Below are 20912 nucleotides of genomic sequence, written 5' to 3'. Positions count from 1 at the left end.
AAGAGAATACTGATACAACCGCTCCTCGTCAACCGTGGAGAAGATCTCAAAGGGTGAGTTAGACCATAAAAGCAGTTTGAAGGACTGTCTCTACTATAGGATTTCTGTTAAAACCAGTAAGTGAGGTTAATGTTTCTATGAAACTCGAATTTGAAGATACTGAAGTTGTGTTGAACCGTTTCCTTGTGAAACAATTGAGTGATTCTGAGCTTTTGATTTATGAATATAGCTGTAGCTTCAAAGAGAATCCTGATCAAGGCGACGAACAAAAAGCAATTTCTAGCATTTGCTATAAACTTGGGATCCCCGCGACCAGATTAGGCTCAAGGATTATAACTCAAGAAGCTATTAGCCTAGATCGCTTGCAAGGCGAGAACTGGGAATTGAGACTTATTTCCACTAGAAAATTAAACTGCGCTGACTCTTTAGATCTTAAGGGATTAGAAGGCCTAGAGAGAAGAAAGTTAGAAAAACAATTAAGGATGTGGAACTCGACAGCTATTGAGAGAGCTTCTGAAGGCGGATTAATTTGGTGGATAACAGGGGATGCAGGCAAAGAGAAGTATGGCAAGGGTTGGGAAGTGCATAAAGGGAGAAGAATAGATGTCGACATCGATTCTAAAGGCATTCTATATTTAGAGATAGATATACATCATCGCTTTTATACTCCGTGGAATCTTCACCAATGGCAAGATGAATATCCTGATATTTTGATTAGTTATGCTCGAAACACATACAAAGATAAGAGCAATAATTACATTAGCTGGCGATATGAGGGACTCTCTGATCAAACACCCGACGAGACCTTGATTGAAAGCTTGGGGATGACTTTAGCCAATTATCATCGTCAAAATGGGGCGACAGAGGAAGAAATACAGAATTCGCGTGTCGTGTATGTGAAAAGAGCAAATCAATGGAATGCTCAGGTGGTAACTCATTTATCTCAAAGGCTTTCACCTAGCCTAACAATGGAAATGTTGGCAACCATCGCAGAACAATCCAATCAGAAAGAGAAGAATAATATTCAAGAAGTTTTTAGCTATATCAAGAAGAATTTAGATATTAGGCTGAGAGAATGCGAAAAAACGGCTCAAACAATCTTTGAAAGAATCTATGGGATTTACTCTTTGCCGAAACCATTGATGGTAAATGGGTTTGTTCTTCCCACAGCAAAGCTATTTGCCTTGAAGGGAGAGGTAGATAAGGCTGCTAAAGTTCGTTACAAGGGTTGTGTTAAAGTCGGAGAGACTAACTTTGGTTGTCTTAATCTCTTTGACGAACAACATAGATATCCTTCAGAAGTTGAAAAATGCATAAAAGAAGTGGCTCAACAGAGTGATGCACAGATACAAATTGATTCCTACCGAGTGTTGAGTCAATTACCCGAAGGTGCCCTTGATCGACAGATGTTTTGGCAAACATGGTCAAATGAGGATATAAAAACTGTTCTAGTAGTTATGCCATGGTCACCTAACGAGCGTAAACAGCAAGTTAGAGTTGAAGCGTTGAAAGCTGGTATTGCTACTCAATTCATAGTGCCTAAGCCAAAAGCTGATGCTTATAAAGCTATAAATGTAGTGCTAGGTTTATTATGTAAAGCTGGTTGGCAACCTATACGTCTGGAACCAATAGATCATCCTGACGCCGCAGAATTGATTATCGGTTTTGATACTGGTACAAATCGAGAACTGTATTATGGAACGTCAGCTTTTGCTGTGCTGGCTGACGGGCAAAGCTTAGGTTGGGAGCTTCCTGATGTTCAGAGAGGAGAGCGTTTTTCTGGTCAAGGGGTTTGGCAAACAGTTTCTAAGCTTGTTGTTAAATTTCACAATATTTGCAACCGCTATCCTAAAAAAATACTGTTAATGAGAGATGGATTGATTCAATCAGGAGAATTTGACCAAACAATAACAGCATTGAAGGAGCAGGGAATTTCTGTAGATCTTGTAGGGGTACGCAAAAGCGGGGCAGGAAGAGTGGGGCAGGAAGTCATGCAAGATGGAAGAAAAGTTTATCGGGATGCTCAACTTGGCAGCACTGTATTCATGCCAAAAGAACGTTCTTTTATTATGGTAACAAGCCAAGCAGCTGCTGGAAATATTGGTAGTGTAAGGCCTCTAAGGGTGGTTCATGAGTATGGGGATTCTCCTCTTGAATTATTAGCTTTGCAAACTTATCATCTCACTCAATTGCATCCTGCCAGTGGTTTTCGTTCATGCCGACTGCCTTGGGTACTGCATCTAGCTGACAAAAGTAGTAAGGAGTTTCAGCGTATTGGTCAGATAAATATCCTTCAAAATATTGGTCGAGAAAAGTTGATTGCTGTCTAAGAGTGCCATAGGTTGGGTGGCACATCATCCGGACATTCCACTTCATTTCACCCAATCTGTGTCGGCTAACCTTTTCCTCCAATCAACGAATCAAGACAATTGATTGAGTAATTTATGGACTACCGAAACTACATCACCATCGAACCCAACAAGCGCGGCGGCAAACCTTGCGTACGCGGCTTACGCATCACCGTCTATGAAGTGCTTGAATACCTAGCTTCCCAGATGACCGAAGCCGAAATTCTCGATGACTTTCCCGACCTGACGAGAGAAGATCTAAAAGCCTGTATCGCCTACGCTGCCGACCGCGAGCGTCGGTTCATGACCGCTCCTCTATCGGCATGAAATTACTTTTTGGTGAAAACCTATAGCCCCAACTGCCAAATCGCTTGAGCGACCTTTTTCCAAACTCGCTTCACATTCGGGATGTAGGCATGAAAGCAACGATTGCCCATCGAGAATAAACCCAAATAAAGATTCCCACCCTCAAAGGTCTGAAGCCGCTAGAATTTCTCTGACCCGACTGCATAAACAGCGGGTAGCACACTACTTCGTTAGAGCACTATGGCTACGCTCTCCCTGCCCCGATTTCAGTTTCAACCCCTAGGCCATCAGCGATCGCGATGGTTGGGGGCTGTGGGCGGCATTGCGATCGCCCTCACCACCTCCATCGCAGCACCCGCCCCCGCTGCCCAAAACCCGGTAATTCAGGTGGGCATTGTGCAGCGCTTTGGCGAAAATCTGCAAGACCGCATCACCCTCGAAGCCCTGCCCGGTGAGCAGCTCACCCTCAGCTTTGACACCCAGGGCCAGCCCCAAACCGTCACCACCAGCCGGGTTGTGATCGGCCTTGCCCCCGAGCAACTGCCCGAGGCCACCCTGGGCGAGCGCGTCGTGCTCAGCAACCACCGCAGCTTTGAGACCGCCGAATACAGTGCCCAGCAGTGGCGCGATCGCGGCATTGAGCCCGAGATTGCTCAGCCCGATAGTTGGGAAGTGTGGGCCAACCGCGAAACCTACGACAGCCCCCTAGTGCGCCGCCTGCTGGTCAAAAACCTGCAAGCCCAGGGGTTTACCGAAGTCTTTCTCGACAGCGAAGTGGTTGGCCAAATTCCCCGCACCTACTTTGAGGCCAACGGCTATCGCTATGGCCGCGACACCCTCGACATTCGCGCTAGCGGCGGGCGGGTGCGGGTCACTCAGCCCGGCGAGCCGCCTGTCACCCGTGTCTACGGCGGCACATTGCGGGTGCAGCCCAACACCTACGGCACCTATACCCTGGTTAACAGCGTGCCGATCGAAACCTACCTGCGTGGGGTAGTGCCCCACGAGATCGGGGCCGGTGCCCCGGTGCCAGCCATTCAGGCCCAGGCGGTGCTGGCCCGCACCTATGCCCTGCGCAACCTGCGCCGCTTTGCGATCGACGACTACGAACTCTGTGCCGACACCCAGTGCCAGGTGTATCGGGGTTTGACGGGCACCGCCCCGGTGACTGACCAGGCCATCACCGCCACCCAGGGCCAGGTGCTCACCTACCAAAACGAGCTGGTGGATGCTCTGTATTCTTCTACCTCGGGCGGAGTGACTGCCGCCTTTAGCGACGTGTGGGAGGGGCCAGACCGGCCCTACCTGCGTCCCGTGGTCGATTCGGTCTACGGTCTGTGGAATATCAACCAGTACCCGCTTAACTCCGAGGAGGCAATCCGGCGATTTATTGCCATCGACAAAGGCTTTAACGAAGAAACCTGGCAACTGTTTCGCTGGCGCAACGAGGGCACTCTCAGCGAGATTACGGCAGATCTCAAGGGATATTTGGGGCGGCGGCAGCATCCGCTGGCGGGGTTTACCCAGGTGCGATCGCTGCGAGTCTCCGAGCGAGCCAACTCGGGCCGAGTTCAGACCATTGACATCGAAACCGACCTGGGCGTGGTGCAGCTCAAAAAAGACGAAATTGTGCGGGTGCTCAGGCCTCCCCGCAGCCTGCTCTTTTACCTGGAACCGATGTACACCGCCGGAGCCGATGGCGCTACGGGGCCACTCACCGGCTATCGCTTTGTCGGCGGTGGCTGGGGACACGCCGTGGGACTGAGCCAGGCGGGGTCCTATCGTCTGGGTAATCTGGGCTGGAGCTATCCGCGCATTCTTCAGTTCTATTACCCCGGTACGACGTTGCAGCCAATCGGCGAAAACCTGACCTTTTGGCGTGAGCCGAGTTGAGTAGGAATGAGTGATGGGATGGGGGTTGAAGTAGCGTGGGTCAGTCCCAAAGCTTCAGACCTTGCCACCCACCAATTCCCAAACCCACGTTCCCAGGAGCGAGAAAAAGAATCCCGATGGGGATTGGTGATGATTGCTTGCAGTCTAGAAGGTTTCGGGAATGCTGGGTTTGACCTTGTAGTCACAATCGGGTTCCTAAGCTACCAAATGTCTGCACTGTTGGATAAGCTGCTTCATTTTGCCGTGGGCATTGCTACCGGCGTTGTTTTTTGGTGGGTGCTAGAGCGCAACTACCGGAATGCAGCAGCAACGATCAACCCCATCTGCTTTCTAGTCATGGTGGTCTGGGGGGCCAGTGGCTTGTTTTTCTTTCGCAAGCTGGGGGTGCCGCTGCTCAGCGGTACCTTCTTTTATATGGCCTTTCCCGACTGGGATATTCCCATCTACAACGCCACTGGGCTGCGATTTCTCATCCACCGCAGCTGGCTGTTTCACTCGGTGATGATACCCGTGGGCGGGCTGGGCGGGTGGCTATGGTTTGCCTCGCGGCTCACCCTGGCGACCTGGCAAAAAACGGTGGCCAATCTGCTACGCGATGGGGCGATGGGGCTGTCGGTGGGCATCAGCGCCCATTTAATTTGGGATGCTCTGCTGTCCTCCACCCGCCGGGGGTTCTACCTCCACGGGTTTAGCGGGCCAGAGTCCTACGGATGGCTATTGCTCAACCTGGTGATTGGCCTTGGGGTGCCACTGGTCATAGCCTGGAGCCTAGGGCAGTCGGGAGACCGATCGCAGACTAGAGAATTTTGACATTTTAACTGTACTGACGAGGTTAACCATGCGGCTGCTAACGCCCTTACTTGGGTTCGCGCTAATGATTTTGGGGATTTACTTTTTGGGTACGAATATTTTCTTTACTACGTCAGCCTATCCCTGGTGGCGCGGTATTGCGGCTGATTTGTCAGTGCTGTCGCTAGCGGTTGGGGTATTTATGCTAGTGTGTTTGCCCTCTGGGGTGAAGTCAGTGGGCTGGGTGGCGATCGCATTTGGCATTATCTGTGTCTTTGCCAGCAGCCGCGCCATTCTCAACCCCACCAGCCTGTGGCAGTTTCTAGTATCGCTACTATGCATGGGCTATGGCTACCAAATGTTGACGACCCGCAGGCTACCGTTTTGAAAACAGTAGCTGGCATCCCTTAGCCCAAGACATCCCGCAGCATCTGGCGGTGCTGGCTGACCGAGGCCAGCGTGTTGGCGGTCATCAATCCACAGGCGGCTACCGCTGGTAGGCCGATGCCGGGAAAGGTAGAACCGCCCACACAGAGCAGCCCCTCAAGCGGGGTCTTTGGCCCTGGAAAAAGGCCATTCTCAACCGAGATAGCGGGGCCGTAGCTGCCCCGATGGCAGCGCAAAAAGCGTTCGTGGGTGAGGGGAGTGCCGACCAATTCCACGTCTACCCGCTGGCGCACATCGGGGATGATGCGCTCAAGGGCCTGCCAGAGGGGTTTTGCCCGTTCTGCCTTGAGCTGGGCATATTCAGCGCTGCGGCGATCGCACCCCTGCCACAGTTCATAGGGCTCAGTGGCGGGGGTGTAGACGTGGATGGTGTGCTTGCCCGGTGGAGCCAGCGACGGGTCGAGCACCGTGGGAATCGACATCACAATGAGATTCTGCGGTGCGTCAATGCCTCGTTCCCAATCCTCCACGGTGATGTAGTGGCAGGCTAGGTCGGGCGGCAGGCCTTCACCATCAATACCCAGGTGCAGGTGTAGAAAGCTAGGGCACTCGGGGGTAGCCTGGCGCTCTTCTACAAAAGCCTTGGGCAAGGCTCCATCGGGCACCAGCTTCAGCGTGCCCCAAATGGAGGCGTTGGAGATCACGGTACTGGCCCTGAGGGTTTCGCCCGACTTCAGGGTGACTCCAGCCGCGCGCCCCTGGTCTACCAAGATTTCCTCCACGTGCGTTCCTAGACGCAGGGTGCCGCCATACTTCTCTAGACCGCGCACCAAGGCATTGACCAGGGCGGCGCTGCCACCCATAGGATAGTCCAGCGTCACGCCCGGACGATACCACTCGGCAAACATAAAGGCCATTTCGGCGGTGCTGGTACCCTCGGCAGGTAGGCCCGACAGCAAAAAGCACAGCATATTCATCCAGTTGCGAATGAAGGGATCGCGGGTGGTGCGATCGAGCACGGTGCTGAAGGGTTTGCTGGATTGGGTAAGCGCTGGAGCATTTCGCAGCAGTTCCCAGGCGTAGGGGGCAACGGTTTGCACTGCGCTCAGATCCAACCTGATTGCGGCCGGGGGTAGGGCGGTGGCCGCTTTGCCCAGGGGAACCATCGCTTTTTGCAAGCGATGCCATTCTTTGACGGCAGTTTCACCTCGCAGATTGCGCAGCACGTCGGCGAACTGATCGTTGCCCACTGTGGTATCAAAGTCGCCTTCGGGCAGGCGCACACCCCAGGTGTTGTAGTTGGCCCAGGTGATGCTGTCGCCTTCGCCCACCGCATCGAGCGCGTGGCGCAGCGGGTTGGTGGAAGCCCGGTACGACATCCCTGAGTAGAGGGATGGCCCTGAGTCGAAGATGAACCCCTGACGCTCAAAGCCGTGGGCCGCGCCGCCCGCAATGGTGTGGCTTTCGCAGACGGTGACACTATAGCCGTAGCGAGCTAGCAGCGCGCCGCAGCACAGGCCACCAATGCCGCTGCCGATGACAACAACGTCGGCGTTGGGAGACGGCATAGCCCTTAGCCCCCTGTGTAGCCCTGGATATTCTCGGGACGAAACTTGCGCAGAATGGGGGTAGCCTGGCGCACTACCGCCTCAGAACCGCGCACTACTACCAAAAATTTGCCGTCGTCGAGTCGGTTGCGGTACGAGAGGGCATCGCCACTGCCGAGAATGCCCATGCCGCCGCCAATAAAGTAGGCTCCCATAGAGCCCCCGAATGCCCCGAGCAAACCGCCAATGATCTGGTTGCCCAACCGCCCGGTAAAGGCAAAGGTATCTAGTCCGGTAACAACGTTGAACAAGAACCCGGCGGCAAAACCAAAGGGCACCAGCCATACCATCATCAGGCGAATTTGCTTCCAGGCCTGGTCAGCGGGGTCGACGAGCCCGTACTCGTCGGCGGTTTTGAAGCCTTTGCCCAAGATGTCGAAGTTGTCTTTGGGCAGACTGGCTTCTTCAAGGGCGTTGTAGGCTTCTTCGGCTTTGATGCGATTGTCTAAAACGGCGACCAGGTAGTTCATGTGCAAAAGACAATGGGGCAAAGACAATTGGGCGTGGGCCCAATAGTTATTATGCCGCGTCGGCGTTCCTACCTTGGGGGGTGAGCGACTAAACCTGACCTCCGGGACAAACCGTAGACCATTGGTCTAAGTTGGCCCTGGCCTGGATGAACCCGGCAAGCTCGCCCCGGTAGGCAATCAGTCGAGCGCGATCGGCGGAGGTTGGCGGTATCAGCACCACCAGGCGATCGACCGAGGCGGCGGCGCAGGCCCAGTCGCTGGCTTCTACGGCCCTGGCTAGGGTTGCCTGGCGCTGCACGATTTCGGCCTGTTTGGCGGCCTCGGCCCGCTCTTGGGCGATGTAGGTCTGCATATTGCGTATGCCGGCAGTGGCGTAGCGATCGCCCGGTCGAAATGTCAAAGCCCGGCGAAAGTTGATCAATGCTGTGTGGTAGTCTTCTCGCTCGGCGGCGGAGTAGCCGGCCAGCATGGCGTAGCGGTAGGACTGCGATCGCGTCTGTTTCAGGCGGCTGTCTAAGCTGAATTCTGCCGCCGTCGGCGTTGGCGTCTTTGCCAGAGCAGGCCCTAGCCCGCCGCTGACCAGGGTCGCCCCGAGGGCTAAACCCACCGCAATTTTGCCCACAACTTCCATTGCTGCCATTCTTGTTGCTGCCTACGCTACACGACCGTTTAGGGTAGCGAATTTTTCGCCTGCCGCAGCACCAATCTACCCTAGGGCTTCAAGTTCAAAGCGGCGATCGCCGTCCTGGGCAATATTCACCCAGTCCCCGATCGCTGCCAAACAGGTCACCGCTCAGCACTAAGGGGGCGATCGATATCGCTATAAATTTTGGTGGAACTGATGTCGCCATCTTTCCATTAGGGGTCAAGGCAAAATAGGCGGAGGGTGGACACCACCGGCCAGTGTTTCGCTGTGCGATGCCGAGCGTTCGCTATGGATTTAAGGAACCTAGTTTCGGGCCTCTAGCTTACCCGCCCATCAAAACCCAGGTCAGCCCGTACAATTAAAAGACGTATCCATTCACTCGCACGAGTACCGCTAGTTCATGACTGACGCCGCCGTTTCTACTGCCGCCACCTCCGCCGATATTGCCGCAGCGGTAGAGCAACGGCGCAATTTTGCCATCATTTCTCACCCCGACGCCGGTAAAACGACGCTCACCGAAAAGCTGCTGCTTTACGGAGGCGCCATTCAAGAGGCTGGGGCGGTGAAGGCCAAGCGCGCCCAGCGCAGCGCCACTTCCGACTGGATGGAGCTGGAGCAGCAGCGGGGGATTTCGATCACCTCCACGGTGCTTCAGTTCGCCTACGGCGGCTACACCATCAACCTGCTGGATACCCCTGGTCACCAAGACTTTAGCGAAGACACCTACCGCACGCTGGCTGCCGCCGACAATGCGGTGATGCTCGAAGACGCTGCCAAGGGTCTAGAGCCGCAAACCCTGAAGCTGTTTGAAGTGTGCCGGATGCGATCGCTGCCCATCTTCACCTTCTTCAACAAGATGGATCGCCCCGCCCGTGAACCCCTAGAGCTGCTGGATGAAATTGAGCAGCGGCTGGGTCTGCAAACCTACGCGGTCAACTGGCCCATCGGCATGGGCGATCGCTTCAAGGGCGTGTTTGACCGTCGCCACCAGCAGATTCACCTGTTTGAACGCAGCATCCACGGCAAAAAAGCGGCCAAAAATACGGTGCTAGATATTGGCGATCCGCGCATTGAAGATTTGCTTGACCAAGACCTCTACTACCAGTTCAAAGAAGAACTGGAGGTGATCGAAGAAGTCGGGCCAGAGCTGGATCTCGATGCCGTCCATGCTGGGCAGCAGACCCCAGTATTCTTCGGCAGCGCCATGACTAACTTTGGCGTGCAGCTGTTTCTTGACGCCTTTCTCGACTACGCCCTCAAGCCCTCGGCCCACAGCAGCACCCTGGGCGAAATTTCCCCTACCAATGAAGACTTTTCAGGGTTTGTGTTTAAGCTCCAGGCCAACATGGACCCCAAACACCGCGACCGCATCGCCTTTGTGCGGGTGTGCTCCGGCAAATTTGAGAAAGATATGGTGGTGAGCCATGCGCGATCGGGTAAGTCAGTGCGGCTGTCGCACCCCCAAAAGCTGTTTGGTCAGGGTAGAGAATCTCTCGAAGAAGCCTACCCCGGCGACGTGATTGGTTTGAATAACCCCGGTGTCTTTGCGATCGGCGACACCATTTACCAGGGCAAGCGCCTTGAGTACGATGGCATCCCCTGCTTTTCGCCAGAGATCTTTGCCTATCTCAAGAACCCCAACCCCTCTAAGTACAAGCAATTCCAAAAGGGCGTGTCTGAGCTGCGCGAAGAAGGGGCGGTGCAGATCATGTTCTCCGCCGACGAGTCGAAGCGCGACCCGATTCTGGCGGCGGTGGGTCAGCTTCAGCTAGAGGTAGTGCAGTACCGCATGCAAAACGAGTACAACGTTGAAACCCGCATTGAGCCGTTGCCCTACGCCGTGGCCCGCTGGGTTGACGGCGGTTGGGAGGCTTTGGAAAAAGTCGGACGGCTGTTTAACACCGTCACCGTCAAAGACAGCTGGGATCGCCCGGTTCTCCTGTTCCGCAACGAGTGGAATTGTCAGCAGATTCAGTCTGACCACCCCGAACTCAACCTCAGTGCGATCGCCCCCGTAGTCTCCGGCAAAGAACCCGAAAGTCTCTAGATTTCAGTACCAACCGTCTGCTGCCCCTTCGACTGGGCTCAGGGGCCAGCAGACCAGTCGAGGGGGCAACTGTCTACAGCAGCGGCGTCACGTCTTCGCCGCAGTCGTCAGCTAGGTAAGACAAGGCGCGAAAGCGCAGCCCCACCAGCTGCTCGTACAGCGGGTTGATTTTGCACATGGGCGGAATGTGCACCAGCTTTTTGTTAAACAGCACCACATCGCGCTCAAAGGGGCACTGGGAGGGGATGAGTTTGCACACAAACCGGGCCAGGCGCGGGTCGTGTACCTCAAGCTGGTCGAGCCATTCGCGGGCGGGCTTGAGGGGGTCAATTTTGCCTACCGTTGGGGGGCGTAGCCCAGCGGCAACCTCGTCATTCTCAGGCTTAAGGCTATAGAGGGTCGATCGCACCGAGTTGAGTACGGTGTCTTGCAGGTTCAGTGCCTGGCACAGCGCCTGGAGCTGCAAGTCTTCTTCTACCGAATACACTCCATCAGCTAAGGCGACCATCACCGCCATGCGCAAAAAATTTTCGGCCATTTTGGGGTCAGAGCCGAGCACGCGGGCCACTTCAGCCGGGGTAACGGGTTCAAAGTGCTCAAAATCAAGCTCTGGGGCCAGTTCGTCTTCGGTAATGGTGGCAATCAGCGCCTTTTCGTCGTCGTCAAAGTTGCCGTCGGCCCAGGCCAGGGTGAGCAGCCCCCGGAGCCAGACCTTGATCTGCTCCTGGGTGTAGGGAGACTGAGTGACTGTGGGCATAAATCCTCCTCAAGCGTCAGTGCGATGGTTGTGGCGCAGCTTCTTCAGCAAGCGCAGGCGTAAGACTGCCCCTATGGAACCATTGCGGTATCAATAGCCACAAAAACCGGGTAAACAGGCTGTAGCGCTTTAATCTTAACGCTGCCAATTTAAGACTGCCTTGGCTAAGGCTGGATTTTCAGCCTTGCGCATTACAAGCCTGGCGGTTGGGGTGGGCCTGGCCGCCCAGACTGATCCTATAAGGGCAACTCTTATGGCTTCCTTATCGTTTTTGCTTAACCCTCGAAAGGGACTGAGTAGTTTAGTATCTATGCCAAGACCGTCCTCAACGAGGTAAACCATGAGCAATTACACAACCACAGAGCTGCAAACTCTGATCAAGGCCCCAATGATGACTGGGCTTTCAGTGGCCATGGTTGATATGGGCATTGTCTCTACAGCCATTGAAGCGGCGGCGATGTCAAAGCAGATTGCTGAAGCTGCCCAAAAATATCCCGCCAACTCCATCATTCAGGCGGCCTTCTCAGAAGAAACCATGAAGAGTGGTCAGATCAAGCTCGACAAGCCTGATATCAAGCCCGAGGATGTCAAATCGGGGGCCATGATCGACAGCGCGATCGCCGACATTAGCGCCGCCCTTACCCTCGTTGAAGGCAAAGCCTCTGCTGAGGAAGTCGCTGAGTACAAGCAGTTTATCTACGACTGTGGGGCCGCCGTCGCCGCAGCGGCTGGTGAAGGGCTGTTTGGCACTGGCAGCAACAAGGTTAGCCCCGCTGAAGCCGCCGCTTTGGCCAAGTTTAAAGCACCTCTGGGCCTTTAACATGAGGGGATGGGTGCGGTGAGTGAAGTGTCTAGTTTGCGGCAGCCCAGAACCGGGAACTGCCTCGAAGTGAATATCTGGCTAGAATCGCATTGGAGCCAGGGTGCCTGATTAGCACTAGGGGCCATGGTCGAATACGGGATTAATTATGCCAGCTAGACCAAACGCCTCAATTTTTTTGTTAAAAGATAATTTTTGCTTACGCCAGCTTTATGTTTTTGTGCCAGGGTCAACGATAATCCCCAAGTAGCCCTAGAGCGTTCTAGGGCCTTAACCCTTTGCCTGTTTAAGGAGAAAGTTATGAGTTTTACCCGCTGGTTGCGGCGGCTAGCGCCCCTGATGGTGTGCCTAGTGCTGCTGGTGAGTGCCTGTTCTTCGGCCCCATCTAAATACGACCAGGTGCAAGAAGACACCACTGGTTTTGGCTCTCCTGCAGCGGTCGATAAGAAAGCCGAAAAGGGCGGCACCTTCAACGCCTTTTTCCCAGACAATCAGAGCGGCTACAACGTTACTCCCTATCAAGAGAAAAAGGGTTTTGCTGAGTATAAGCTTGAGCAGGATGGCAAGACCGTGGCCATGCTCACCATCAGCGATACCACCAGCGTGCCTGGCTCAGCGGAGAAATATAGCACCGCCACCCAGTCGATCAGCGGCTTTCCGACCGTAGAGCAGGGCAGCACCGCCACTGGGGTACTGGTGAACGATCGCTACCAAGTCAAAGTGCTCTCGCGCGATCCTTCCTTTACCAAAGAGGATCGGGCGGCTTGGCTACAAAAATTTGACCTCAAGGGCCTAGCCCAGCTCAAGGGAGCGATTAACCCAGTCGCCAAACCCGCTGCGGCGCTGCCCCAGGCCCCCACCGCCGCTCGACCCAAGGACGGCTTTAAGTTGCCCAGGGTGAAGCTGCCGAGTCTGTCTCCCAGTCTTCAGCCTGCCTCCTAGGAAGTCAGCAATGCAAACGGTGATGACGGCAATCCAAAAACCAGGGCAGACCTAAGGAGTAAGTTGTGAGCAAAAAAATCTACGAAATTGTCGATAAGCTTCCCACTGGGGGCCTGACCGTGCGGGCTCTCAAGACCCTCGACACCTTTGTGCCAGGCCAATGGAATAACCTGGTGGGCTTTGACAACACCATCAAAACCGTCACGGGTGAAACCGACGAAGCCATGGTGCAGGCGATTGGCGAACGGGCGATCGCCCTTTTCAACGACAAAAAGCAGGGCTACCAGAGCGCCCTCTGGCTCTACGAAACCGTAGACTCGGCCTCGGGCCTGCTGGGAGCAGCGGCGCTAGCCAACCGCATTGGCCAAGACACCTTCCTGGGCTTTCTCAAAAACCTCTCCCCCAAGCCCGAAAAAGCCCAAACCATCGACCTGGTGGTGAAACTGGTGGCCGAGGTGGTGGCTTTCTGCAAAATTAGCGGCATCCCCGGCGACAGCCTGGGCGATTTTCTAGCCGCTCTGGGCGACTACAGCAGCGAGTCACTGGTGCGCATGGCCGCCCTAGTCAGCTTTGACGGCATCATTCCCCTAGGGGCTGACTTTTCGAGCAAGGCGCTCAACGCCATCAAAGGCATGGGGGCCAGCGATCTTGACAGCAACCAAACCTTCAAGGGCATCAAAAACGAAATTCCTGGCGGTAACGACAAAGCTAAGCTGTCGTTCATGACCGAGAGTTTTGAATCGACCAAGGGCTGGATGGATCGCTTTGTGACCGACCACAATATCACCCAGAGCGGTCTGGTCGACAACCTGGGCGGCTTTATTGAGGGCTCTAAGGGCAAGCTCGACTACCTGGGCGCGTTTCTCGACATGTCGGTGAAGTATTACGAGCACACCGGCACCCAAACCCTGGCCCGCCGCCTGATCGAGCGCGCCGTGGCGGAGATCTAACTCCCTAGCGTAACCATGCTTGGCAGAGACCTAAGCCTTGAGAACTAGGTGACAACCTGGCCAACCTGCTGGGCAGCGTGAGCGACTATATCACCTTGCTCAACACAGCCTTTGATATGAGTGGCAAGACACTCAAAGCCTCCTCACCGGCCAATTAAGCTCAAAAGTCTTGCTCCTGACGCCCGGCTGAATTCTCTCAGTCGGGCTTTTTTTGCGGCTACAGGTAGCTCCACGCCCTGCACGGAGAACACTATTGTCATGCTGCGGAGTAATTGGTAACGATGTAGATGAACACTATCTGTAAATACTCAAGTTTAAGTTCATTTGAGGGCTCTATTGGAATAGTCGCAGCCCAGAACAGTACATCTAGTTGTGAAGGGGTTAGCAATGAGTCAGGAAAAACAACTCACCGAGAAAATCGTACCGTTTTACTTAGGGGAGCAGCAAGATTCTCAAGGTCGCATGATTCAAGAGATGTGGGCTTGGAATTTTGAGGAATTAGAGTGCACTCATGATTTTATTCAGTGGCTATTTCCTTTGCCAGAAAGAAGCGCATTCAACTCTGATGCACCTATTGTCAATGACCAGGTAATCCAGGCTTTTCAAGGTGACTCGATACTACGTCAAAATCTACGGCGATCGCTCGCGGTGATGCTTCGGTTTTATGGTTTGCAACGTCAGGAAAGTAACGAAGGAAACATCGTTATCACCCAGTCGCAAGACTACCCAAACCGGCAATGGGAATGGGCGAACCCATTCAATCACAACTATCTTCGTATTACTCGCATCTTGAAGTGTTTGATGGGGTTTGGATTAGAGGATGAAGCCCAAGCTTTTTACGAGTGTTTGAGGCAGATCTATCAAGAAAGCAGCGATCGCATTGGAGATGAAACATTTCAGCACTGGGCAAATGCAGTCAAAGCTTCTGCATCGAGTTAAGTATTGCGATCGCCTATTCCCCCTTAGGTCGTTCCAGCGGGTTGAGTCTGTCGTTGAGGGGAGTATTCAACTGCTGATCGACCTCAACCCCAGCATTCACCATAAATAGGCGAAAGGGTTCGCCCTGGCTGAGGTAGCTGTCGTAGCCCGATCGCAGGTAAAGGCCATACTCAGGTCGGCGAGCCACGTAGCGACCGACAAAGGCTAGACCTAGGGCATTCATGTAGCGATCGATCACCTCCGGCTCGGCCAGGGTGAGCCCCGGCAGGTTAGACAACAGTCGCGATAGACCCGCGTCTAATGCCGAGACGTCAATGTGGGCCTGCCCTTCGATCAGCGCCAGGGAACGGTTCTCGGTGGTGTACCACGAAAAAGTGCGAAATTGCTCAAAAACGGCGGGGGTGGCGGGGTCGTGGCTGCCCGCAATCACCATCACGGGCACGTTTACCGTCGCTAGCCCATCGGGGCCAAAGACGCTGCTGTTGACCGGGTTGACTAGCAGCACCGAGTTAACCCGCGGGTCGCGAAAGCGGTAGGTTTCGCGAGGCAGCTCTAGCGCCTGACACTGCAACAGCAGCGACATATTTAGGTAAATGAAGTCGCCATCGCACACCTCTTGGAGATGGTCAAAGTTAAGCTCTGCCCCGGCCACTGCCAGAGCTGTATAGCCTCCTAATGAGTGCCCTCCTACCCCTACTTGATCAAGCTTGAGCCGCCCCTCAAACTCTGTGGGGTTGAGCCGCTCTAGCTCGTTGAGCACAAAGGTGATGTCGAGGGGCCGATCGATAAACTCCTGCACCTCAAACACATCGTTGCTAAGACCCGCCCGAAAGTCAGCCACCTGCTGGGCATCGCTGTCGGGGTGCTGGGGCAGCACCACCACAATGCCGTGGGAGGCCAGGTGGGAGGCCCACTGGTGCCGCGACTCAGGCCTAGAGGTCAACCCGTGGGAAAACACCATCACCGGAGCCTGACCGCGCCACTGGCGGGGGCGCACCACATCCATATAGAGCTGACGATCGCGCTGGGTATCGGTCAACTCAAACCGCTGAATTTGCACCCTCGCTGGGCCAGGAACGGTCAAATCGGCCAGATTGGCATAGTCAAGGGTAGGCTGCTGGGCGGCTTGGCTAACCGTGCTCTGCTCCAGTTGAACAATAGAATCAGTGGTGGCGTTGACGATGCGCTCGACGGCGCTGGCCACCGCCCGGGCATCGTTGATACTGATCTGCATGTCGGTGGGTAGCGATCGCACCACGTTGATAGCCGACAGCCCCTCCGGCGAAGTCGCTGCCTGAATCAGCGCCGCCCGCAACGACAGCTTGCCGTTGCCGCCAGCTCGGGTTTTGAGAATTACCCCCACCTGGTTCAGCAGCTCTTCACCCAGGCTGGTGTAGAGAAAACGAGACAGCAGCACCCCATCCACCTCTAGTGGGCGATCGAGGTTTTGACGCAGTTGCGCAACTTCGGCCTCGCTCAGCCCAACCAAATTGACGTAGAAGGCCAGGTCATCGGTGAGTTCTCCTGACTCAATAAGGGTTTCGAGGGAGCTGGTGCTCACCGATCGCTCTACCGGGCCGTAGCTAAAGAAAATTGCTTCCGCCGCCTGCACGGGCAGCCCGCTCAGCACAGTCAAGCCCAGACTTAGCCCTCCTAGAGCCAAGGTTCGAGGTCGCAGCCATCTCCCGACAGGTTGCCAGGTCATGCCGTCACTCCAAAAACGTTACTAAGAGCCGCTCCAGCTCAATTTTCACTCAAGATTCTGTCGCTTTAACTCTGCCCCTGAGCAGAGTTGAAGGGGCTGACCCCATGCATCCATTTGACCCACTACTGCGTGCGCCAATCCGCATCCGTCGACCGCAGCCGCCGCAAAATCACTATGTTTGGCCCCACCACCGGGTTGCGGGCCACTACTACGCCCTCGGGGTCGCGCAGTTGCAGGGTGCCAAATTTGAGCCCCTGGGCCTGGGCATAGATGTCTTGGGCAATTTCATTTTGCTGGTCACCGAGCAGGCCGTACCAAGCTTCGGCCACATTCACGCCTAGGGTATTTTCTGGCAGGTTCACTTCCACCGACTGAATCAACCCCGCCCCGTAGGAACGGCTGATGCTGCTAACTCGGTTTTGAATGTCGGTAATGAGGCTCTGCTCAGGCGTGGGTTCAACCACGGGGGCGGGTGCGGGAACGGCGGCTCGCTCCGCAGTAGGGACGGGGGCCGCAAATGGGTCCTCTACATCAGGTTCCGCCGCCGTTGTCTGAGGCAGGGGTTCTGAGGCCACAACCGGTTCGCCTCGCCTCGCGCCCAGAGGGTTCCAAAGGGCCAACAGCAGCATCAGCAGACCTAGGGCAATGGCGGTGAGCACGCCGTCTGAGAGCTTCCGCTGGAGATCGGGGGGCAGCTGCGATCGCACCCACCGCAGTCCTTTTTTCCACAGGGTTGCCCCCTCGGCCAGCAGCAGCAGCAGTTGGTCAACCACGCCTAGCTCCTTTGGTTGGTAGGGAATGCCGGTATCGGCCCAGACATCCTCTGCCGGGGACATTGGCCGCGCTCTTTTGGCGGCAACGGCTCTGTTAGGCATCTGACGCCGATCAATGTCGATGGGCTGGGGCTCTGGAGCCGTCACGGGCAGCGGGTCTTCTAAATTTTCTAAGTCGCTGTCGGTCCAGGGGGCTGCGTCTAGCGAGGCAGAGCGACCGTTGTTTGCGGCGGTGCTGTAGGGGGCAGTGTCGTCAGCCTGACCAGAGGCGCGATTGTCCTTCGGATACGTTTCACGATCCCCCACTACCGGCTCTGCTGGATCATCCTCCCCAACTAAATTTTGACTATTCAACCTGACAACCTCACCCTCGATCGCCTGAGGGAGGACAGCTTCCCCCTCAGCCTCGGCGCTGGGGTTGAAGCTGGTGGATAGGGATGGGTCAGCATCCCCTTGCCCCGATTGATCGGTGTGGCGCGGGGGCGGAATGGGCGGAATTTCTGAGGGAAAGTTGGGGTCTTGGGGTCTCATGGGTTAGCCCACCTGGCCACGATTACCGGCATACGCTGCGGGATACGCCCCAAAGGGCGTATCCCTTTCAATACTGCCACGTTTCCCAGGAATCTTAGGGCAGAAATCTGTGGGCCAAGCATTCAACCCGGCTCGGCCAGACCCTGGTGCAAAATTAGCCGATTGCCATCGGGGTCATAGGCATAGACCTCGCGGCCGTGGGAGGCCGTCAGCACCGGGGCGGGGGGCGCGTAGCCCAAGTCGGTGAGACGGGCGATCGCCCCCGCCAAATCTGTCACCTCCAAACATAGGCTCATCGCGCCACTGCTGGCGACAAACTGAGCTACTTGGTCAGCTTTAGGCTTAAAAATCGCTAGCCTCAGCCCCGGCAGCTGAAACTCGGCGTAGCGATCGCGCTGGTAGGGCCGGGCCGACTGATTGAGCAGTTCGCCATAAAAGCCTACCAACTGCTCAAAATTTACGCTGGCTAGGGCTACAAAAGCACTGGTGCAGCCTACAGATGCCTCAGCCAAAGCCTTCTCCACTAAGATTTTCTCGATGCTCCGTGAGTCAGCGGTGGGCATTGCCCACCCTACTCCTTGATCCATCTAGCCCTTCACCGCTCCCTAGTCCCGCTCCCACTCTGCTGCATACTGCAACATCAGCGGCGGCAGGTGCAAGTCCTTCGGTGTTTTACAGCGGGCTTCAAACACACCCAAAATATCCTTCACGCTGGGTTTGCCCTTGCTGCTGCCGGTAATGCCGCTGGCGATAATGACCGCACAGGCCCCCTTACACTCCTTCTGCCAGGTATTCCAGCGCTCTAGCAGGTGGCGATCGGTGCTGCCGTTGGTTTCATATTCGGCGAACAGGTGCAGTTCACCATCGCCGGTTTGCAGCATGCCCAGCTCAAAGGCCTCGCCGCTAAAGGGGTCGCTGCCGGGGTTAAAGCACACAGCCTGCACACCCTGGGCCTGTTGCAGCTGCTGAATTAAGGTCTTGGCCTTAGGACGCGAGGTCTGAATCAGCACCACTGGCAGATCGGGGGAGTCGGCGGTGCCATTGTGGGTCCATTTGCCCTCGAGACCCTGAAAGGCAATCGCTGAGTCATGGCGCAGATCGTTGAGCACCTGCTGCTGAAACTGGGTGAGGATAATGATGGCCCCCTCGGGCACATAGTCGTCGCGCAGTACCGGAAAATTAACCAGGCCTTCGGGGTCGTCGCCGAGGACATCATCGGCGTCGGCGGCCAGTTCTGCGGTCACTTCGGGCAGGGTTTTAACCGTTACCTTCAGCGGCGATGCGCCACCATTTTTCTCGGGGTTAGGGATTTTATAGCTACTCTGAAGCGCTTTGAGGGGAGGCTTTTCGAGCTGGGCCCGGTAACGAGTGATGAAGCGCTGCAGAGCCTCCAGCACCACCAAAAACGTGGCTCCTTCTTCGTCAGCCAGCTGGCTGCGCATGCCCTCTAGGGGGTGAATGCTGCCAAAGTCGGGCTGCACTGCCTCAGGGGCTGAGGCCAGCCAGCTCACAGGCTGGGGCATGTTGGGAAACGGTTCGTCGTCAAACAGCTCAAAGTTGAGAAACAGGCAGTCTTGCTCTAAAAAGGCCTCCTGCATCTGCTTGGGCGACTGCTGCCCCATCAGCACCCGCTGGCGAAACTGCTTGAGTGAGTCGAGGGAGCGATACATCAGCAGGCCATACTCTACGCCGCCCATGCCCAGCATTGACACGTAGAGGGTGTCGAGATCCCAGGTGTTTAGCTCCACGGCTAGCACCTGCTGCTCGTTGAGGGTGTTCCAGGGGGCGAGTTCCCAGATCTCCATGGCTTTGTCGATCATGGCCTCGGCATAGCGGGGGGGCAACTCGGCCTCGGTCATCTCGGCCGACTGCTGGAGGGCATTGAATAGCTCGTCGATCAGGGGCAGCTCGGGGGCGTAGTCAATAGCAATATCGAGCCCCTGGAGCGCCCCCCGCAGGTAAAACTGAATCTCGCGATCGCTAACCACAATCTTGTGCGGCCGCGCCGGGGCCAGGTTGCCCTGGGGTGACTCAATGGCCTGCAACAGCGTGCGCACCACTGGCTCATAGCCGCAGGTAGTGGGCACAATGGTCAGCCCTCGCACCGCGCCATGGCTGCTGTCAACCCAGAGAATGCAGTCGCTGGTTTCGGTATGGCGCTGGCGCAGGCCGGCGTCGTCATCCATCAAACCACCCACCGAACGGCGATCGCCCTCCCATACGCTGGCTACACGGGGCAGCCGCTTCAGACGATCGATGGTAATGCGGTTCAATCGAGTCATGGGCTAACGATAACGACAGATGGAACAGATGGTTAGGCGACCGCTGGCTTGAGCACAGCTTTGGTCAGCATAGCCAAGTTTAATCATCAACTGCCCACAGCAACTCAACCGCGAGCCCTTCAGTGCAGTCCCCTAAGTTGAGATACTGCACCTCAGCTAGCATCCCTCCCAGGGCAGGGGAAGCCCAGAGCGGCTGCTATAAACTATAGAAATTCTTGACGGTATCAGCTAAGCCTAGGCGACGAAAGTGTTAGATTTCAAAACAATTTAGGTTGCCCTGGCTGCGGTTGGGGTGACTCTGTCTATGATGGTAGAAGCTGTACTTACATCGAAAGGTTGCAATGGCTCAAGCCACCGAACAAACCCAAGGCATTTTGATGTCGGAAACGGCCCTGCGGCACGTTAAGGCCCTCCAACAGTCCCAGGGCAACAAAGAACTCTGTTTGCGGGTAGGGGTGCGCCAGGGCGGCTGCTCGGGCATGTCCTACACCATGGATTTTGAAGATCCCGCCAATATCAATGAGCACGACGAAGTCTACGACTACGAAGGCTTTCGCGTGATCTGCGACAAAAAGAGTCTGCTGTACCTCTACGGTCTCATGCTCGACTACAGTGACGCGCTGATCGGCGGCGGTTTTCAGTTCACCAACCCCAATGCCGTACAGACCTGCGGCTGCGGCAAATCCTTCGGGGCGTAGGGACATCCCACGGGGCTACATT

The 20912-nt window shown here is 55.6% G+C and carries 20 protein-coding genes; 11 read left to right on the top strand and 9 right to left on the bottom strand.

All coding sequences use genetic code 11. The features are described from left to right. Nucleotides 1-137: 137 nt before the first annotated feature. From H6F57_RS01905 to H6F57_RS01885, 5 genes are all read left to right on the top strand, one after another. Nucleotides 138-2330 (top strand): argonaute PAZ domain-containing protein, encoded by a 2193-nt coding sequence (locus H6F57_RS01905; protein ID WP_190630568.1) that lies wholly within the window; start codon nt 138-140, stop codon nt 2328-2330. A gap of 114 nt (nt 2331-2444) precedes the next feature. Continuing rightward, nucleotides 2445-2675 carry a DUF433 domain-containing protein gene (locus H6F57_RS01900; RefSeq protein ID WP_190630567.1) on the top strand — a complete coding sequence of 77 codons (231 nt, stop codon included), beginning with the start codon at nt 2445-2447 and terminating at the stop codon, nt 2673-2675. A 219-nt stretch (nt 2676-2894) separates the two neighbouring features. Continuing rightward, a complete protein-coding gene (locus H6F57_RS01895) occupies nt 2895-4547 on the top strand; it encodes a SpoIID/LytB domain-containing protein (RefSeq protein ID WP_190630564.1) in 1653 nt (550 codons plus the stop codon). A 207-nt stretch (nt 4548-4754) separates the two neighbouring features. After that, nucleotides 4755-5357: a hypothetical protein gene (locus H6F57_RS01890; protein WP_190630562.1), complete on the top strand. Its 603-nt coding sequence runs from the start codon at nt 4755-4757 to the stop codon at nt 5355-5357. Between the two features lie 28 nt (nt 5358-5385). Then, nucleotides 5386-5724: a hypothetical protein gene (locus H6F57_RS01885; RefSeq protein ID WP_190630560.1), complete on the top strand. Its 339-nt coding sequence runs from the start codon at nt 5386-5388 to the stop codon at nt 5722-5724. A gap of 19 nt (nt 5725-5743) precedes the next feature. Here the strand turns inward: H6F57_RS01885 and H6F57_RS01880 are convergent, their stop codons facing one another. The 4 genes from H6F57_RS01880 to H6F57_RS27880 all read right to left on the bottom strand — a co-directional run bounded on the left by H6F57_RS01880 (nt 5744) and on the right by H6F57_RS27880 (nt 8651). Next, nucleotides 5744-7291, bottom strand: coding sequence for an NAD(P)/FAD-dependent oxidoreductase (locus H6F57_RS01880; RefSeq protein ID WP_190630558.1), 1548 nt, complete (start codon nt 7289-7291; stop codon nt 5744-5746). A 5-nt stretch (nt 7292-7296) separates the two neighbouring features. Then, a complete protein-coding gene (locus tag H6F57_RS01875) occupies nt 7297-7800 on the bottom strand; it encodes a hypothetical protein (protein ID WP_190630556.1) in 504 nt (167 codons plus the stop codon). Nucleotides 7801-7888: 88 nt separating this feature from the next. After that, the gene (locus H6F57_RS01870; RefSeq protein ID WP_190630555.1) at nt 7889-8440 is read right to left on the bottom strand and encodes a hypothetical protein; all 552 of its coding nucleotides are present in this window, start codon (nt 8438-8440) and stop codon (nt 7889-7891) included. Nucleotides 8441-8525: 85 nt separating this feature from the next. Then, the gene (locus H6F57_RS27880; protein ID WP_277873715.1) at nt 8526-8651 is read right to left on the bottom strand and encodes a hypothetical protein; all 126 of its coding nucleotides are present in this window, start codon (nt 8649-8651) and stop codon (nt 8526-8528) included. A 195-nt stretch (nt 8652-8846) separates the two neighbouring features. Here H6F57_RS27880 and prfC point away from each other — a divergent pair, with 195 nt between their 5' ends. Then, on the top strand, nt 8847-10493 hold the full coding sequence (prfC, locus tag H6F57_RS01865; RefSeq protein ID WP_190630553.1) for a peptide chain release factor 3: 1647 nt from the start codon (nt 8847-8849) through the stop codon (nt 10491-10493). 73 nt (nt 10494-10566) lie between these two features. Here prfC and H6F57_RS01860 read toward each other — a convergent pair whose 3' ends face one another. Continuing rightward, complete coding sequence (locus H6F57_RS01860) at nt 10567-11250, bottom strand: Mo-dependent nitrogenase C-terminal domain-containing protein (protein ID WP_190630551.1); 684 nt, start codon at nt 11248-11250, stop codon at nt 10567-10569. Nucleotides 11251-11590: 340 nt separating this feature from the next. Here H6F57_RS01860 and H6F57_RS01855 point away from each other — a divergent pair, with 340 nt between their 5' ends. The 4 genes from H6F57_RS01855 (at nt 11591) to H6F57_RS01840 (ending at nt 14901) form a co-directional block, all read left to right on the top strand. Next, complete coding sequence (locus H6F57_RS01855) at nt 11591-12070, top strand: hypothetical protein (RefSeq protein ID WP_190630548.1); 480 nt, start codon at nt 11591-11593, stop codon at nt 12068-12070. A 300-nt stretch (nt 12071-12370) separates the two neighbouring features. Beyond that, nucleotides 12371-13012 carry a hypothetical protein gene (locus tag H6F57_RS01850; RefSeq protein ID WP_190630546.1) on the top strand — a complete coding sequence of 214 codons (642 nt, stop codon included), beginning with the start codon at nt 12371-12373 and terminating at the stop codon, nt 13010-13012. A gap of 65 nt (nt 13013-13077) precedes the next feature. Continuing rightward, nucleotides 13078-13962: a hypothetical protein gene (locus tag H6F57_RS01845; RefSeq protein WP_190630543.1), complete on the top strand. Its 885-nt coding sequence runs from the start codon at nt 13078-13080 to the stop codon at nt 13960-13962. A gap of 387 nt (nt 13963-14349) precedes the next feature. Next, nucleotides 14350-14901: an opioid growth factor receptor-related protein gene (locus tag H6F57_RS01840; protein WP_190630541.1), complete on the top strand. Its 552-nt coding sequence runs from the start codon at nt 14350-14352 to the stop codon at nt 14899-14901. 13 nt (nt 14902-14914) lie between these two features. Here H6F57_RS01840 and H6F57_RS01835 read toward each other — a convergent pair whose 3' ends face one another. The 4 genes from H6F57_RS01835 to H6F57_RS01820 form a co-directional block, all read right to left on the bottom strand. Beyond that, nucleotides 14915-16606, bottom strand: coding sequence for an alpha/beta hydrolase (locus H6F57_RS01835; protein ID WP_190630538.1), 1692 nt, complete (start codon nt 16604-16606; stop codon nt 14915-14917). Nucleotides 16607-16728: 122 nt separating this feature from the next. Then, nucleotides 16729-17910 (bottom strand): hypothetical protein, encoded by a 1182-nt coding sequence (locus H6F57_RS01830; protein ID WP_190630536.1) that lies wholly within the window; start codon nt 17908-17910, stop codon nt 16729-16731. A gap of 122 nt (nt 17911-18032) precedes the next feature. After that, a complete protein-coding gene (locus tag H6F57_RS01825; RefSeq protein ID WP_242025004.1) occupies nt 18033-18473 on the bottom strand; it encodes a VOC family protein in 441 nt (146 codons plus the stop codon). Nucleotides 18474-18515: 42 nt separating this feature from the next. Further along, nucleotides 18516-20192, bottom strand: coding sequence for a hypothetical protein (locus H6F57_RS01820; protein WP_190630533.1), 1677 nt, complete (start codon nt 20190-20192; stop codon nt 18516-18518). 341 nt (nt 20193-20533) lie between these two features. Between H6F57_RS01820 and H6F57_RS01815 the strand changes: the two genes are divergently transcribed. Continuing rightward, nucleotides 20534-20890, top strand: coding sequence for an iron-sulfur cluster assembly accessory protein (locus H6F57_RS01815; protein WP_190630531.1), 357 nt, complete (start codon nt 20534-20536; stop codon nt 20888-20890). The last annotated feature ends 22 nt before the right edge of the window (nt 20891-20912 follow it).

The sequence above is a fragment of the Leptolyngbya sp. FACHB-60 genome (genome assembly GCF_014695775.1).
In the GTDB taxonomy this organism is placed as follows: domain Bacteria; phylum Cyanobacteriota; class Cyanobacteriia; order Phormidesmidales; family Phormidesmidaceae; genus Nodosilinea.
Note: the sequence above shows the minus strand (reverse complement) of the source record. Positions and strands in the feature narration are given on the sequence as shown.

Excerpts from the sequence above, each read along its gene's own strand:
- H6F57_RS01905 (WP_190630568.1), top strand. The coding sequence starts at position 138 with ATGAAACTCGAATTTGAAGATACTGAAGTTGTGTTGAACCGTTTCCTT.
- H6F57_RS01900 (WP_190630567.1), top strand. The coding sequence starts at position 2,445 with ATGGACTACCGAAACTACATCACCATCGAACCCAACAAGCGCGGCGGC.
- H6F57_RS01895 (WP_190630564.1), top strand. The coding sequence starts at position 2,895 with ATGGCTACGCTCTCCCTGCCCCGATTTCAGTTTCAACCCCTAGGCCAT.
- H6F57_RS01890 (WP_190630562.1), top strand. The coding sequence starts at position 4,755 with ATGTCTGCACTGTTGGATAAGCTGCTTCATTTTGCCGTGGGCATTGCT.
- H6F57_RS01885 (WP_190630560.1), top strand. The coding sequence starts at position 5,386 with ATGCGGCTGCTAACGCCCTTACTTGGGTTCGCGCTAATGATTTTGGGG.
- H6F57_RS01880 (WP_190630558.1), bottom strand. The coding sequence starts at position 7,291 with ATGCCGTCTCCCAACGCCGACGTTGTTGTCATCGGCAGCGGCATTGGT.
- H6F57_RS01875 (WP_190630556.1), bottom strand. The coding sequence starts at position 7,800 with ATGAACTACCTGGTCGCCGTTTTAGACAATCGCATCAAAGCCGAAGAA.
- H6F57_RS01870 (WP_190630555.1), bottom strand. The coding sequence starts at position 8,440 with ATGGCAGCAATGGAAGTTGTGGGCAAAATTGCGGTGGGTTTAGCCCTC.
- H6F57_RS27880 (WP_277873715.1), bottom strand. The coding sequence starts at position 8,651 with ATGGCGACATCAGTTCCACCAAAATTTATAGCGATATCGATCGCCCCC.
- prfC (WP_190630553.1), top strand. The coding sequence starts at position 8,847 with ATGACTGACGCCGCCGTTTCTACTGCCGCCACCTCCGCCGATATTGCC.
- H6F57_RS01860 (WP_190630551.1), bottom strand. The coding sequence starts at position 11,250 with ATGCCCACAGTCACTCAGTCTCCCTACACCCAGGAGCAGATCAAGGTC.
- H6F57_RS01855 (WP_190630548.1), top strand. The coding sequence starts at position 11,591 with ATGAGCAATTACACAACCACAGAGCTGCAAACTCTGATCAAGGCCCCA.
- H6F57_RS01850 (WP_190630546.1), top strand. The coding sequence starts at position 12,371 with ATGAGTTTTACCCGCTGGTTGCGGCGGCTAGCGCCCCTGATGGTGTGC.
- H6F57_RS01840 (WP_190630541.1), top strand. The coding sequence starts at position 14,350 with ATGAGTCAGGAAAAACAACTCACCGAGAAAATCGTACCGTTTTACTTA.
- H6F57_RS01835 (WP_190630538.1), bottom strand. The coding sequence starts at position 16,606 with ATGACCTGGCAACCTGTCGGGAGATGGCTGCGACCTCGAACCTTGGCT.
- H6F57_RS01830 (WP_190630536.1), bottom strand. The coding sequence starts at position 17,910 with ATGAGACCCCAAGACCCCAACTTTCCCTCAGAAATTCCGCCCATTCCG.
- H6F57_RS01825 (WP_242025004.1), bottom strand. The coding sequence starts at position 18,473 with ATGCCCACCGCTGACTCACGGAGCATCGAGAAAATCTTAGTGGAGAAG.
- H6F57_RS01820 (WP_190630533.1), bottom strand. The coding sequence starts at position 20,192 with ATGACTCGATTGAACCGCATTACCATCGATCGTCTGAAGCGGCTGCCC.
- H6F57_RS01815 (WP_190630531.1), top strand. The coding sequence starts at position 20,534 with ATGGCTCAAGCCACCGAACAAACCCAAGGCATTTTGATGTCGGAAACG.